Source organism: Nocardia sp. NPDC050435 (assembly GCF_040655395.1).
In the GTDB taxonomy this organism is placed as follows: domain Bacteria; phylum Actinomycetota; class Actinomycetes; order Mycobacteriales; family Mycobacteriaceae; genus Nocardia.
Genome location: NZ_JBFAJW010000004.1, coordinates 1 through 13,602 on the forward strand (window position 1 = coordinate 1; position 13,602 = coordinate 13,602).

Sequence of the window (13,602 nt, forward strand, 5' to 3'; positions counted from 1 at the left end):
GAGAGTGGATGCGTTCCTAGACAGCTCGCACTTCACTCGGAGGTCTTCGTCATGTCCAGCTCGCCACGCCGTCACCAACGTCCATGGTCAGTACACCTAGCCCAGGGCGCGGAGGCGGGGGGCCAGGTCGCGCTGGAAGAGGTCGAGGAAGCGGCGCTGGTCGTGGCCGGGGGCGTGGAAGACCAGGTGGTTCAGGCCGGCGTCGAGGTAGGGCTTGATCAGGTCGACGGCCTGGTCCGGGTCGCTGGCAACGATCCAGCGCTTGGCGATCTGCTCGATCGGGAGGGCGTCGGCGGCGGCCTCCATTTCGATCGGGTCGGTGATGGAGTGCTTCTGCTCCGGGGTCAGCGAAAGCGGGGCCCAGAAGCGCGTGTTCTCCAGCGCCAGTTCGGGATCGGTGTCGTAGGAGATCTTGATCTCGATCATCCGGTCGATGTCCTCGACGGTGCGCCCGGCCTTGCCGGCGCCCTCGGCCACGGCCGGCATGAGCTTGTCGGTGTAGAGCTCCATGCCCTTGCCGGAGGTGCAGATGAAGCCGTCGCCGGCGCGCCCCGCGTACCGCGCGACCAGGGGGCCGCCCGCGGCGATGTAGATCGGGATGCCGCCCTTGGGCACGTCGTAGATGGAGGCGCCGACGGTCTTGTAGTACTGGCCGTCGAAATCGGTGCGGTCACCGGTCCACAGCGCGCGCATCAGGTCGACCGCCTCGCGCAGCCGCCCGAACCGCTCCTTGAACTCCGGCCACTCGCCGGTGTACCCGGTCGCGATCTCGTTGAGCGCCTCGCCGGTGCCGACCCCGAGCATGATCCGATCCGGGTACAGGCAGCCCATGGTGGCGAAGGCCTGCGCGATGACCGCGGGGTTGTAGCGGAAGGTCGGGGTGAGCACCGAGGTGCCGAGCTGGATGCGCTTGGTGCGTTCACCGACCGCCGCCATCCAGGCCAGCGAGAACGGCGCGTGGCCGCCCTTGTGCCGCCACGGCTGGAAATGGTCGCTGACGGTGGCGCTGTCGAGGCCGTGCTCCTCGGCGAGCACCGCGATTTCCACCAGTTCGCGCGGGCCGAACTGTTCGGCCGACGCTTTGTATCCGAGCTTGAGATCACCCATTCCTCTGACCATAGTCACGGCGGCGATCGCGTGTGCGAAGTGTCTCACCGACGCGCGCCGCGGGGAGTTAGCGGATAATTGTCTCCGTGAACCCAGACAACGAGCCGATCCTCTCCTACCTGACCGACATGGACGGGGTCTTGGTGCACGAGGATCAGCTGATTCCCGGCGCCGACGAGTTCCTCGCCGAACTGCGCGCCAACAACACGCCGTTCCTGGTGCTCACCAACAATTCGATCCGTACGCCGCGCGATCTCCAAGCCCGCCTGCGCCACACCGGGCTGGACATCCCGGAGGAGGCGATCTGGACTTCGGCGCTGGCCACCGCCACCTTCCTCAACGATCAGCGCCCGCACGGCACGGCGTATGTGGTCGGCGAGTCCGGTCTCACCACGGCCCTGCACGAGATCGGGTACGTGCTCACCGACAGCGCCCCCGACTATGTGGTGCTGGGCGAGACCCGCACCTACTCCTTCGAGGCGATCACCACCGCGATTCGCCTGGTGGAGAAGGGCGCTCGCTTCATCGCGACGAACCCCGACGCCACCGGCCCCTCCCGGGACGGCCTGCTGCCCGCGACGGGTTCGGTGGCCGCGCTGATCACCCGCGCCACCGGCAAGGAGCCGTACTACGTCGGCAAGCCGAACCCGCTGATGATGCGCTCGGCGCTGCGCCGGATCGGCGCGCACTCGCAGTCGACGGTGATGATCGGCGACCGGATGGACACCGACGTGATCTCCGGTCTGGAAGCGGGGATGCGCACCATCCTGGTGACCACCGGCATCTCCACCCGCCATTCGGTGGAGCAGTACCCGTATCGGCCGACCGCGGTGCTGGATTCGGTGGCCGAGCTGGTCGGGCGCACCGGCAAGCCGTTCGACTAGGCGTCCTCGGCCAGGCGGTCGAGCACCGCCGAGAGCCGGGTCAGCGCCTCGACCGTGCGCTCGAATTCCGCCCGGCCCAGCTCTTCGATCAGGCGGTCGGAGATGACCGCGTGCCGTGGCCCGATCCGCTCCACGGCCGCGCGCCCGGCCGGGGTGACGTCGACGAGTTTCGCCCGCCGGTGCGCCGGATTCGGGCGGTACTCGGCCAGTCCCTTGTCCACCAGCAGATCCGCGATGCGCTGCACGCTCTGGCGGGTGATGCCCATCGCGCGCGCGATCCCCGAGACCGGCAGCGGCTCGCGCAGCACTGCGCCGAGCACTTGCCACCAGGCCGCGGTCAGCCCGGCGGGCGCGGCCAATTCCTCGGCGATGGCGAGGAATTGGCCGTTCAGTCGAAATGACGTGATCGCCGCCGTGCTGAAGAGTTCCTGTTCCGGGGTCATTATTGCGATTTTGCCTGCTCGTACGCGTCGAGCTCGGCGTAGGCCGCCGGGTCGCTGTGCGCGAAGAGCCGGTACCAGGCGTCGAGGACGTGCGGTTCGTAGACGCCGAGGACGCCCAGCACCTCGCGGGCGAACTCGAAGGGCGCCGTGCCCGAGGCCGTGACGACGCCGCGATCGGTCACCGCGGGCTGCTCCACGTACTTGTCCGCGCCCGAGTATCCGCTGTATACAAGGAATTCCGCGACATTGCTGGTGTGCGCGCGGTCATCGAGCAGGCCCTCCTTGGCCAGCCCGAAGGTGGCGCCGCAGATCGCCGCGACGGGCACGCCGGCCTCGGCGAATTCCCGCGCCTTGCGCGCGAACGGCACGAGTTCCTCGCCCATCCAGGTGTCGGCGCCCGGCAGGATCAGCATGGCGCTCGCGGCCGGGCCGATTTCCTCGAGGCTCAGATCCGGCACGATCCGCAGGCCGCCCTTGGTGACGATCGGCTCCTTCGTCAGCCCGACCGTGCGCACCTCGAAGGCGCCGGGGGTGACCTGCCATTCCGGATTGTTGATGTGCGCGGTGGCGGCGCCGATCTCCCAGTCGGCGAGGGTGTCGTAAACGGCTGCGTGCACTGTCTTCGTGTTCATGACAGTATCCTGTCATATTTGACAGCATGCTGTCAATCCCTGGAACGGCCAGAAGTCGATCGCGGTGCGCGGTGGTTCAGCGGCGACGCAGGGCGAAGATGCGCAGATTCCGGGAGGTGCGGTCGCGGTAGGCGGCGTACGCGCCGGTGACCTCGACGAATCGGGCGAAGACCCGTTCCTTGTCGGCGTCGGGGACCAGGGTCGCGGTGACCGGGATGCGTTCACCGGCGATCGCGACGGTGGCGGCCGGATCGGCGAGCAGGTTCCCCGTCCACGCGGGGTGCGCGGCCTGCCCGAAGTTGCTGCCGATGACGTAGAGGACATCGCCCTCGTGCACGTAGAGCAGCGGCTGGGTGCGCGGCTGCCCGGACTTGCGGCCGGTGGTGGTCAGCAGGATGACCGGCGCACCGATCGGGCCCAGCACGGTGTATTTGGCGTCGGTGCGTTCCAGCACCGCGCGGTCCAGCGGCGTGATCGTGCGGATGAACCACGAGCCGGGTTTGGTGGCGGCGAACCGATTCGCGGCTCGGGAAAGGACATTCGTGCGCGAACCCCACTGCCGGTCCGGGAACTGCTCAGCCATTCCGTGACTATATCGACCTGGGCGGTTACCCCGTTCGGTGATGACTGTCTCGCCACCGGCTGGAATTGCCCCGAATTCACTAAGCTACTGAGCATGGTCGAAACCGCGCCGTCCGCCATCTATATTGCCTCGCCGGAAGGCGACACGGGCAAGTCCACGGTGGCCCTGGGCGTGCTGCAGATGCTGTGCGCCACCACCGCCCGGGTCGGGGTGTTCCGGCCGATCACCCGCTCCACCACCGAGCCCGACTACATCCTCGAACTGCTGCTCGAGCACAGCACCGCCGACATCGATTACGAGCAGGCCGTCGGCGTCACCTACGAGCAGGTGCACGCCGATCCGGACGCCGCGATCAGCGAGATCGTGATGCGTTTCCACGAGGTGGCCCGGGTGTGCGACGCGGTGGTCGTGGTCGGCACCGATTACACCGATGTCGCCAGCCCCAGCGAACTACGCTTCAACGCCCGGATCGCGGTGAATCTGGGCGCCCCGGTGCTGCTGGTGGTCCGGGGCTCGGAGCGCACCCCCGGCGAGGTGCGCCAGCTGGCCGAGCTGTGCGCCAGCGAGCTGGCCACCGAGCACGCGCAGCTGGCGGCGATCGTCGCCAACCGCTGCGCACCGGCGGAGCTCACCGAGATCGCCGCCGCCCTGGGCGGTTTCGACGTCCCCTCCTGGACGCTGCCCGAGGTCCCGCTGCTGATCGCGCCGACCATGGCGGAGCTGTGCGGCGCGATCGAGGGCGAAATGTACAGCGGCGATCCGGAATTGCTGCAGCGCGAGGCGCTGTCGGTGATGGTCGGCGGCATGACGGCCGAGCACATCCTGGAGCGCCTGTCCGACGGCGTCGTCGTGATCGCACCCGGCGACCGGTCCGACGTGCTGCTGAGCCTGGTGAACGCCCATGAGGCGGAGGGCTTCCCGTCGCTGGCCGGCATCATCATGAACGGCGGCATGCGCCCGCATCCGGCGGTGGCGCGCCTGATGGCGGGCCTGAAGCCGCGGCTGCCGATCCTGGCCACCGAGCTCGGCACCTACGACACCGCCAACGCCGTGCACCACACCCGCGGCCGGATGTCGGCGGGCAACCCGCGCAAGGTCGACACCGCGCTGGCGCTGATGGAGGAGCACGTCGACGCCCCGGAGTTGTTGCGGCGCATCAACGTGGAGCGCACGGCCGTGGTCACCCCGCAGATGTTCGAGTACCAGCTGATCGAACGCGCCCGCGGCGATCGCAAGCGCATCGTGCTGCCCGAGGGCACCGACGACCGCGTGCTGCGCGCCGCCGGCCGGGTCCTGCAGCGCAAGATCGCCGATCTGGTCATCCTCGGCGAGGAGACGAGCGTGCGGGCCCGCGCCACCGAACTCGGGGTGGATATCGGCGAGGCGCAGGTGCTGGATCCGCGCACCTCCGGCTACCTGGAGGAGTTCGCGGCCGAGTACACCGAGCTGCGCAAGCACAAGGGCATGACGATCGAGCGGGCCCGCGAGACCATGGCCGACATCTCCTATTTCGGCACCATGATGGTGTACAAGGAGATCGCCGACGGCATGGTCTCGGGCGCCGCGCACACCACGGCGCACACCATCCGCCCGTCCTTCGAGATCATCAAGACGGTGCCCGGCGTCGCCACGGTGTCCAGCGTGTTCCTGATGTGCCTGTCCGACCGGGTGCTCGCCTACGGCGACTGCGCGGTGGTGCCGGATCCGAGCTCCGAGCAGCTCGCCGACATCGCGATCTCCTCGGCGCGCACGGCGGCCCAGTTCGGCATCGAGCCGCGCATCGCCATGCTGTCCTACTCGACGGGCGAGTCCGGCAGCGGCGCCGACGTGGACAAGGTGCGGGTGGCGACCAAGCTGGTGCGCGAGCGCGAACCCGGCCTGCCGGTGGAGGGCCCGATCCAGTACGACGCCGCGATCGAGCCCACCGTCGCCGACACCAAGCTGCCCGATTCCGAGGTGGCCGGGCGCGCCACGGTTTTCGTGTTCCCCGATCTGAACACCGGCAACAACACCTACAAGGCCGTCCAGCGCAGCGCGGGCGCCATCGCGATCGGCCCGGTGCTGCAGGGCCTGCGCAAGCCGGTCAACGATCTGTCCCGCGGCGCGCTGGTCGCCGACATCGTGAACACCGTCGCCATCACCGCGATCCAGGCCCAGGGCCGGTGACAACCCACCAGGAGGACCAGATGCCCGGCCAGACCAACGACCTCGTGCTGGTGCTCAATTCGGGGTCGTCGTCGATCAAGTACCAGTTGGTGGCCGCGGAGTCGGGCGCGGTGGCGGCCGCGGGCCTGGTCGAGCGGATCGGCGAGGAGAACGGCGCGATCGAGCACCGGGCGGGTGACCGGGTGATCGAGCACGAGGGCCCGATCGCCGACCACAAGGCCGGGCTGCGGCTGGCTTTCGAGATGTTCGCCGAGACGGGGTACGACCTGGCCGGCGCCGGGCTGCGGGCGGTCGGGCACCGGGTCGTGCACGGCGGCGAGGTCTTCTACCGGCCGACGCTGATCACCGACGAGGTGGTGCGCGCCATCGCGGAGCTGTCCGAGCTGGCGCCGCTGCACAACCCGGCCAATGTCACCGGCATCGAGAGCACCCGCGAACTGCTGCCCGGGGTGCCGCAGGTCGCGGTCTTCGACACCGCCTTCTTCCACGGCCTGCCCGAGGCCGCCAGGACCTACGCGATCGACGCGAAAGTGGCGGCGGCGCACGGTATCCGGCGCTACGGCTTCCACGGCACCTCGCACGAGTACGTCTCCGGGCGGGTGGCCGAGGTGCTCGGCCGGGCGCCGGAGGAGGTGAACCAGATCGTCTTCCATCTCGGCAACGGCGCGTCCGCCTCGGCGGTGCGCGGCGGCCGCCCGATCGACACCACCATGGGTCTGACGCCGCTGGAGGGCCTGGTGATGGGCACCCGGGGCGGCGATCTCGATCCGGGCATCCTGCTGCACCTGATGCGCTCGGCGGGGCTCGACGTGGACGGCGTAGACCAGCTGCTGAACCGCAATTCCGGTATCAAGGGCCTGTCCGGAGTCAACGATTTCCGCGAACTCCAGCGCCTGATCGACAACGACGACCAGGCGGCCCGCCTGGCCTACGACGTCTACATCCACCGGCTGCGCCGCTACCTCGGCGCCTATCTCGTCGAGCTGGGCCGGGTCGACGCGATCACCTTCACCGCGGGAGTGGGGGAGAACAGCCCGCAGGTGCGCGCCGACGCCCTGGCCGGTCTGGCGGGCTTCGGCATTCACGTCGATCCCGCCCGCAACAGCGCGAAAGACCGTGCCGCCCGGCGTATTTCGCCGGACGACGCCCCGGTCGCCGTGCTGGTGGTGCCGACGAACGAGGAGCTCGCGATCGCCCGCGCGGCCCAGCGCGTGGTGGCCGGCGGCGCGTCCTAGCCGCCGATTCCCAGCAGACTCCAAGGAAACCTCACGGATTCCTCATGATTGGCTTGGCAGTATCAGTGGCGGATCCGGAGCACCACATCTCCCTCGGGTAGAGCGCCTCCCTCGCCGCGACCCGACGCACCGCCCGGCTGCCCCCGGAGCGGTGCCAGGTGACCGATCCGAGCCCGGCCGGACCTTCCGGCCGGGCTTGACTTTTTCCCGGATCGGCGCTCAGAACCAGGATTTGGCGCGCATGGTGTTGGCCAGATCGACCAGCGCGTAGCGGTGGCCGCGTCCGGGCGCGGACCGGGCCAGCGTGCGCAGCCCGGCTTCGGTGCCGTCGCGCAGCTCCGGCTCGGTGAAGGGCGCGCCGAACAGGGTGGCGTCCGCGAGCCGGGGGCGGTTGCCCGCCTGCAGCCAGGCCAGCGCGGAGCCGAGCACCAGCACCCGCAGCTGGACCGCGCGGCGTTCGCCGGCCGGCACGGCCTGCACCCGGGCGGCGGCGATGTGCAGGGTGGCCTCGTCCAGCTGATCCACCGGCGCGGCCGTGAGCAGCAGCAGGACCGCCGTCATGCGGGCGGTGGTGTAGCCGCGGGAGGTGGCCGGGACCTCGTCCAGGGCGCGCACCGCCTCCTCGACGCGACCGGCCTCGGCCAGCTGCCGGGCCAGGCCGAACGCGGCGCTGATCACCGCGCGGTCGGTGCGCCAGACGGTGGCGTACATGCGCTCGGCGTAGCCGCGCCACTGCTCGGGATCCTGGGAATCCCAGTGGTGCAGCACCAGTTCGGCGGTGCCGGCCAGCGCCAGCTTCGGCGCGATCTCGCCGGGCAGCTGCCGCAGTACCGCGTCGAAGTGCCCGAAAGCCTGCTCGTAGTTCTGCTCCATCAGTTCGGTGCGCCCGAGGTACCAGTCGATGCGCCAGTCCGTCCCGTCCAGCCCGCGCAGCAGCTGCCGGGCCGCGGTGCCCTCGCCGAGGTCGAGCCGGGCCCGGGCTTCGGCCAGCGTGAGCTCCAACGGCAGTGTCTCCGGGGCGTTCCCGGGATCGGTCGCGGCGCGCTCGCGCGCCTCCTGCAGCGACTCCAGGGCCTGGCGCGGGTCGGGCTGCATCGCCGCGGCCAGCAGCGGCGCGGACGGGTCGGCGGGGTCGATCACCGGAATCGGCAGCGCCGCGGCGACCTCGCGGGGTTGCAGCAGCTTGCTCCGGCCGACGCCGTCGGCGTAGGCGTCGGTCTGGCTGAGCAGTTCCTCGGTGCCGAAGCTGGCCCGCTGTGGACTGAACACTGTGGACAACTGGGGATGTTCCACGCCGGTGTCCAGCGCCAGGATCTCCCGCAGCACCCCGGCCAGCTGCGCGTACATGGCCCGCGCGGACGGGAACCGCCGCGCCGGATCCGGATCGGTGGCGCACAGCAGCAGCCGGTGCAGGAACTCGTAGCGCGCCAGCACCGGCTGGGTGGCCGGATCGGGGATGCCCTCGGCGTAGCGGCCCTGCTCCATCGGCATGTTCAGGGTGAGCACGGCCAGCGTGCGGCCGACGGTGTAGATGTCGGAGGCCACCGTGGGGCCGGTCTTGGCGATCTCTGGGGCCTGGAAACCCCTGGTGCCGTACAGGTTCCCGTACGCCTCGATGGTCGCCACCGCGCCGAGATCGATCAGTTTCACCTGATCCTCGGTGATCATGATGTTGTCCGGTTTGAGGTCGTTGTAGGTCAGGCCGATGGAGTGCAGGTACTCCAGCGCGGGCAGCACCTCCAGCACGTAGGCGATGGCCTCGGCGACCGGCATCCGCCGCGGCCGCTCGTAGGAGTCGAGGATGGTGCGCAGCGAGCGCCCGCCCACGTACTCCATCACGATGTAGCCGATGGCGTCGCGGTCCGGGCCCGGGTGCTCGACGAAGTTGTGGATCTTGACGATGCTGGGATGGGCCACCTCGGCCAGGAATTGCCGCTCGGCCACGGCCACCGCCTGGGCTTCGGCGTCCCCGGCGTGCAGCAGGCCCTTGAGCACCACCCAGCGGTCGCTGACATTGCGGTCGACGGCGAGGTAGATCCACCCGAGGCCGCCGTGCGCCAGGCAGCCCTGGATCTCGTACTGGTTGGAGACCATGTCGCCGGGATGCAGCGAGGGCCGGAAGTCGAACGGCGCGTCGCAGGTCCGGCAGACGCCGGTGGTGCTCGCGCGGCGACCGGCCTCGGCCCGGCCCACCGGGTTGCCGCAGCGCCAGCAGAAGCGCTTGGCCTCGCCGACGACGGGATCGGTCAGGACCGCGGCGAGCGGGTCGGCGGGCGGCACGTCCGGGATCGGCACAAGTCCGGCGCCGAGCCGGCGCACCGTCGGGCGGGACCGGGCGGTGCGCACGCTGCGCCCCGAGGTGCGATGCGCCGCACCGGAATCGGGTCTGCCGGTGTCGGCGAGCGCGGCGGCCTGGGTGCCCGGCAGTTCGGGCTCCGGCGGCGGCTGCGGCACCGCGACGGTGGGCTGGAAGCTGTGCGGGGCGAAGATCGGCTGGGTGCGTTCCTGGTCGTCGTGCATCGGCTCAGTCCTGGTACGTCGGGGCCGGCGGGCCGGGCGAGGGACCGAGTCCGGTGAGCCACTGCCCGTACAGCCGCTCCCAGGTGCCGTCGCCCCGGATCCGCTCCAGGGTGCCGTTGACGAAGCGGACCAGATCCTCCGCGCCCTTGGGGATGCCGATCCCGTAGGGCTCGACGCTGATGCTCTCGCCGACCACCGCGGTGTAGGGGTCCTGGGCGGCCAGGCCGGCCAGGATGGAGTCGTCGGTGCTGACCGCGTCGACCTGGCGCTGCTGCAGCACCACCAGGCAGTCGGCCCAGGTGGGCACGGACAGGATGGTGGCGGCGGGCTGCTCGCGCCGGATCCGGTCCAGCGAGGTGGTGCCGGTGACCACGCACACCCGCTTGCCCGCCAGATCGGACAGGCCGGTGATGCCCGAGGTCTTCATGGTCAGCACCCGCTGGTTTGCCCGCAGGTACACGGTGGAGAAATCGACCTTCTGCCGGCGTTCGCAGGTGATCGTCATGGTCTTCACGACCAGGTCCACGGTGTGGTCCTGCAGCGCGCGCTCGCGCTCGGCGGAACTGAGACTGCGGAATTCGATCAGCGTGGGGCTGCCGAGCAGGTCCGCGGCGACCTCGCGGGCGATGTCGGCGTCGAAGCCGACGATGTTGCCGCTGACCGGGTCGCGGAAGCTGAAGAGGTTGCTGCCGGTGTCCAGGCCGACGATCAGGCGGCCGCGGGCACGGATGGCGTCCAGGGTGGCGCCGCGGGCGCCGTCCGGCCGCAGGCTGGCGGTCGGGTCGCCGCAGCGCTGGCCGGGTTCCGGGGCGACCGGCGTATCGGTGTGCACCGGAACGGCTTTGGCGGGCAGCGGCGGTTCGGCCAGGGTGTTCGACCGCGACGGCGGGATGTCGCCGGCGTCGCTGACACAGCCGCTCAGCAGCGCGGTGGCCGAGGCCAGCGCCGCGAGCAGGCCTAGTCGGGTTCTCATCGGTACTCCCGTAGTCGTGGCCAGAGGCCCAGGCCGACATAGACGGCGGCCGCGATGCCGAGCGCCAGCGCGCCCGGCGCCAGGAAGTCGAGCACCCGGGCGGCCTGGGAGATGTTGCCGCGCAACGTGCTCCGGGTGCGGTCCTGAGCCAGTTCCAGGGCGCGGTCGAGGGCGTCGACCTGGGCGGCGGCGTCGGCGGGACCGGGGCCGGTGGCGACCTTCGCGGCGCCGGCGAAATCGCCGCGGTCCAGGGTCTCGTTCATCCGCTGGTGGGCGCCGCGCCAGCGGTCCAGCGCCGACCGCGCCTCGACGAGGTGGTCGGCCGCAGGCGCGTCCGCCGGGTAGCCGGCCAGCAGTTCGGTCATCCGGGTCAGGCCCGCGTCGAAGGTGCGGTCGTAGTCGCCGGTGGCGTCGCGCAGCACCAGTTTCAGGGTTTCCGCGGAGCGGGCCTGCTGGGCCAGGATGCGGGTCTCGGTGAGCCGGGATCCGGGGGCGGCGCCCTCGTCCCGGCCCTGGATGACCGCGGCGGCGGAGATGGAGCCGGCCGCCACCGTCCAGGCCAGCAGGATCAGTATCGAGCCGGTGGCCAGCAGCAGGCCGGCGTTGAAGGTGCGCCGCCAGCGGCGCGCCAGGTCGCGCTGGGCCCAGCCGAGCGCGCCCAGGGTGAGCAACAGCAGGCCGATGGCGAGCCAGGGCGGGCGCACGTGGTGGCTCTGCGCGGCGTCGACCGCGTCGGAGCGATGGCCCTGCAATTCCTGTGCCATCGGCAGCAGCACGGTCTGCATCTGATTCGAGGCTTCGCTGAGATACGCGGCGCCCACCGGATAGCCGATGCGGTTGTTGGTGCGCGCCGTCTCGATCACCCCGGTGTAGACCGGCAGCCCGGTCGCGATGCCGGTGCGCAGCCGGTGGTCCGCCGAGCCGTCGGGGCCGGTGTGCCCGGACTGGGTGACCAGTTCCGCGGCGGCCGCGCCGACGGCCCGGGTGTACCGGTTCCGCACGGTTTCCGGCTCGACCCCGCCGGAGATGAACGCGGTGGCGGCGGCCGCGTCGGCGATCGACAGCGAGGTGTAGAGGCGGTGCGCGGAGTGCGCGTCCGGTTCGGTGTCGTCGAGCAGTACGTCCAGGGCCTGCTGGCGATCGCTGACCGCGCTCGCGGTGACCCACCCGGCGGCCAGGCACAGCGCGATCAGCAGCAGGCCGAAGGCGAGCAGCCGGCCGGGGGAGGACTCGGCGAAGGACCGGATATTGGCCGGGTCCAGCTGGGCCCGGACCTTGGCGACCTGGACATCGCGGAGCTGTCTGCGCGCGGACAACTGCTCGGTCCGAGCCATCTCCACCTCCGGGTCCGCGCCTCCCTGTGCGCCTGGGTCGCAGTTTATTGTGGGCTTACCGGTGCCGGGGATGCGAGACACCCCTGGAAAACCAGTGGGCGGCCCAGGTCACCCACGGTGGGATGAGGATGGTTGGCGATGCGTGGTGACGGTGACGGGTGGGCCAAGGACCCCAACGGCGTTCGGCACTGGGGTCGCTTCGGCGCCGCCGGGTTGCTGCTGCGGGCCCCGCTGCCCGACGGCGGCTCCGCGGTGCTGCTGCAGCATCGCGCGCTGTGGAGTCATCAGGGCGGCACCTGGGCGCTGCCCGGTGGAGCCCGCGACAGCCACGAGACCTCGGTGCACGCGGCCGTGCGCGAGGCCTGGGAGGAGGCGGGCATCAACCCCGCCGACGTGCGAGTACGCAGCGAGCGCGTGACGGCGACGGCTGCCAGCGGCTGGACCTACACGACCGTGGTCGCCGACGCGGTGATGACCTTGCCGACCAGCCGCAACCGCGAGAGCGCCGAGCTGTCCTGGGTGCCGGAGGCCGAGGTCGACGCGCGCCCGCTGCATCCCGCCTTCGCCCTGGCCTGGCCGGAACTGCGGGCGGCCCCGGCCCGCGTCCGCCTGGACGAGCTCACCGACCACGACGACGCCCGCCAGGTCGCGGCCGCGCTGCCCCGCACGGTGGATCTCGCCGGCCAGGGCTTCTATTGGCTGCACGCCGAACCGGACGGACCGGGCGCCCACGCCCGCATCGTCGACGGCGCCGCCGCGGCCGACGAGCCTGTCGCGGCGGAGCACAACGGCGCCGTGCTGGCGCTGACCCGCGGTCAGCTGCTGAACTGAGCGTCCGGTGCGAGTCGGCGCGCGCTGCGGACGCGCATCGGCTGCCGCGGCCGTCAGGCGTTGGCCAGTAGCGCGGCCTTGAGTTCGCGCGCGGCCGCCTCCGGATCCCGCGCGTCGGTGATGGCCCGGACCACGACGATCCGATCGGCCCCCGCGTCGAGCACCTCGGGGACCCGGCTCGCGTCGATGCCGCCGATGGCGAACCACGGCCGGGTCGGGTGCGCGTCGGCGGTGGAGCGGATCAGGTCGATGCTGGAGGGGGTGCGGCCCGGCTTGGTCGGCGTGGCCCACACCGGGCCGGTGCAGAAGTAGTCGATGTGCTCGTCGATCGCGGCCAGCCCGGCCTGCGCGCGATTGTGGGTGGAGCGCCCGATCACCACGTCGTTCCCGAGGATGCGGCGCGCGTACCAGGGCGGCAGGTCGCCCTGGCCCAGATGCAGGACGTCGGCGCCGGCGGCGAGGGCCAGATCGGCGCGGTCGTTCACCGCGAACAGGGCACCGTGCCGCCGGGCGGCGGCCTTGAGTTCGGCGAGCGCGCCCAGCTCGGCCTTGGCCTCGAGCGGGCCGAACTTCGCCTCGCCCGCCGACCCCTTGTCCCGGAGCTGGATGATGTCCACTCCGCCCGCCAGCGCCGCGTCGGCGAACTTGGCCAGGTCCCCTTTCTCCCGGCGTGCGTCGGTGCACAGATACAGCCGGGCGCCGGCTAGTCGTTCCCGGGGGGAAAGTGATCTTTTCTGGTGGGAGGGTTGCACGACTCCGACGGTAGCCGCGCTACCGTTGATATGCGATACAGGCGCCGCCTCTCGGGGGCGCCGATTCGGAAGCTGCGCCCGGCTCGAGCTCTGGGCGGGGTCCGTGCCCCACGGGATCCCCAGTGCTTCGAGGCCGAGCGGT

At 71.1% G+C, this 13,602-nt stretch carries 12 protein-coding genes; 4 read left to right on the top strand and 8 right to left on the bottom strand.

Annotated elements, in window-relative coordinates:
* Positions 1-96 precede the first annotated feature (96 nt).
* Entirely contained in the window at positions 97-1,107 is a 1,011-nt protein-coding gene (gene fgd / locus AB0I43_RS12510) for a glucose-6-phosphate dehydrogenase (coenzyme-F420) (protein ID WP_356979850.1), read from the bottom strand.
* An 86-nt stretch (positions 1,108-1,193) separates the two neighbouring features.
* Between fgd and AB0I43_RS12515 the strand changes: the two genes are divergently transcribed.
* The gene (locus AB0I43_RS12515) at positions 1,194-1,991 is read left to right on the top strand and encodes an HAD-IIA family hydrolase (protein WP_356979852.1); all 798 of its coding nucleotides are present in this window, start codon (positions 1,194-1,196) and stop codon (positions 1,989-1,991) included.
* Here the strand turns inward: AB0I43_RS12515 and AB0I43_RS12520 are convergent.
* The 3 genes from AB0I43_RS12520 to AB0I43_RS12530 form a co-directional block, all read right to left on the bottom strand.
* Positions 1,988-2,434 carry a MarR family winged helix-turn-helix transcriptional regulator gene (locus AB0I43_RS12520; protein WP_356979854.1) on the bottom strand — a complete coding sequence of 149 codons (447 nt, stop codon included), beginning with the start codon at positions 2,432-2,434 and terminating at the stop codon, positions 1,988-1,990. The two genes, AB0I43_RS12515 and AB0I43_RS12520, sit on opposite strands and share 4 nt — an antisense overlap.
* Complete coding sequence (locus AB0I43_RS12525) at positions 2,434-3,066, bottom strand: type 1 glutamine amidotransferase family protein (RefSeq protein WP_356979856.1); 633 nt, start codon at positions 3,064-3,066, stop codon at positions 2,434-2,436. Before AB0I43_RS12525 ends, AB0I43_RS12520 begins: the two co-directional genes overlap by 1 nt.
* A 76-nt stretch (positions 3,067-3,142) precedes the next feature.
* Positions 3,143-3,649 (bottom strand): nitroreductase/quinone reductase family protein, encoded by a 507-nt coding sequence (locus AB0I43_RS12530; RefSeq protein WP_356979858.1) that lies wholly within the window; start codon positions 3,647-3,649, stop codon positions 3,143-3,145.
* A gap of 93 nt (positions 3,650-3,742) precedes the next feature.
* Between AB0I43_RS12530 and pta the strand changes: the two genes are divergently transcribed.
* Both pta and AB0I43_RS12540 read left to right on the top strand, forming a co-directional pair.
* Entirely contained in the window at positions 3,743-5,815 is a 2,073-nt protein-coding gene (pta, locus tag AB0I43_RS12535; RefSeq protein ID WP_356979860.1) for a phosphate acetyltransferase, read from the top strand.
* 20 nt (positions 5,816-5,835) lie between these two features.
* Positions 5,836-7,050 carry an acetate kinase gene (locus AB0I43_RS12540; RefSeq protein ID WP_356979862.1) on the top strand — a complete coding sequence of 405 codons (1,215 nt, stop codon included), beginning with the start codon at positions 5,836-5,838 and terminating at the stop codon, positions 7,048-7,050.
* Positions 7,051-7,269: 219 nt separating this feature from the next.
* On the opposite strand, the gene AB0I43_RS12545 is transcribed toward AB0I43_RS12540, so the two are convergent.
* From AB0I43_RS12545 to AB0I43_RS12555, 3 genes are read right to left on the bottom strand one after another with little or no spacing between them, the layout of a single operon-like run.
* Positions 7,270-9,570 carry a tetratricopeptide repeat protein gene (locus tag AB0I43_RS12545; RefSeq protein WP_356979864.1) on the bottom strand — a complete coding sequence of 767 codons (2,301 nt, stop codon included), beginning with the start codon at positions 9,568-9,570 and terminating at the stop codon, positions 7,270-7,272.
* A 4-nt stretch (positions 9,571-9,574) separates the two neighbouring features.
* Entirely contained in the window at positions 9,575-10,543 is a 969-nt protein-coding gene (locus AB0I43_RS12550) for a glutamate ABC transporter substrate-binding protein (RefSeq protein WP_356979866.1), read from the bottom strand.
* Positions 10,540-11,877 (bottom strand): hypothetical protein, encoded by a 1,338-nt coding sequence (locus AB0I43_RS12555; RefSeq protein ID WP_356979868.1) that lies wholly within the window; start codon positions 11,875-11,877, stop codon positions 10,540-10,542. Before AB0I43_RS12555 ends, AB0I43_RS12550 begins: the two co-directional genes overlap by 4 nt.
* A 138-nt stretch (positions 11,878-12,015) precedes the next feature.
* On the opposite strand from AB0I43_RS12555, the gene AB0I43_RS12560 reads away from it, so the two are divergent.
* On the top strand, positions 12,016-12,708 hold the full coding sequence (locus AB0I43_RS12560) for an NUDIX hydrolase (RefSeq protein WP_356979869.1): 693 nt from the start codon (positions 12,016-12,018) through the stop codon (positions 12,706-12,708).
* A gap of 53 nt (positions 12,709-12,761) precedes the next feature.
* On the opposite strand, the gene thiE is transcribed toward AB0I43_RS12560, so the two are convergent.
* Positions 12,762-13,460, bottom strand: a complete 699-nt coding sequence (gene thiE / locus AB0I43_RS12565) for a thiamine phosphate synthase (RefSeq protein ID WP_356979871.1) — start codon at positions 13,458-13,460, stop codon at positions 12,762-12,764.
* Positions 13,461-13,602 lie beyond the last annotated feature (142 nt).

Excerpts from the sequence above, each read along its gene's own strand:
- fgd (WP_356979850.1), bottom strand. The coding sequence starts at position 1,107 with ATGGGTGATCTCAAGCTCGGATACAAAGCGTCGGCCGAACAGTTCGGC.
- AB0I43_RS12520 (WP_356979854.1), bottom strand. The coding sequence starts at position 2,434 with ATGACCCCGGAACAGGAACTCTTCAGCACGGCGGCGATCACGTCATTT.
- AB0I43_RS12525 (WP_356979856.1), bottom strand. The coding sequence starts at position 3,066 with ATGAACACGAAGACAGTGCACGCAGCCGTTTACGACACCCTCGCCGAC.
- AB0I43_RS12530 (WP_356979858.1), bottom strand. The coding sequence starts at position 3,649 with ATGGCTGAGCAGTTCCCGGACCGGCAGTGGGGTTCGCGCACGAATGTC.
- pta (WP_356979860.1), top strand. The coding sequence starts at position 3,743 with ATGGTCGAAACCGCGCCGTCCGCCATCTATATTGCCTCGCCGGAAGGC.
- AB0I43_RS12540 (WP_356979862.1), top strand. The coding sequence starts at position 5,836 with ATGCCCGGCCAGACCAACGACCTCGTGCTGGTGCTCAATTCGGGGTCG.
- AB0I43_RS12545 (WP_356979864.1), bottom strand. The coding sequence starts at position 9,570 with ATGCACGACGACCAGGAACGCACCCAGCCGATCTTCGCCCCGCACAGC.
- AB0I43_RS12550 (WP_356979866.1), bottom strand. The coding sequence starts at position 10,543 with ATGAGAACCCGACTAGGCCTGCTCGCGGCGCTGGCCTCGGCCACCGCG.
- AB0I43_RS12555 (WP_356979868.1), bottom strand. The coding sequence starts at position 11,877 with ATGGCTCGGACCGAGCAGTTGTCCGCGCGCAGACAGCTCCGCGATGTC.
- AB0I43_RS12560 (WP_356979869.1), top strand. The coding sequence starts at position 12,016 with ATGCGTGGTGACGGTGACGGGTGGGCCAAGGACCCCAACGGCGTTCGG.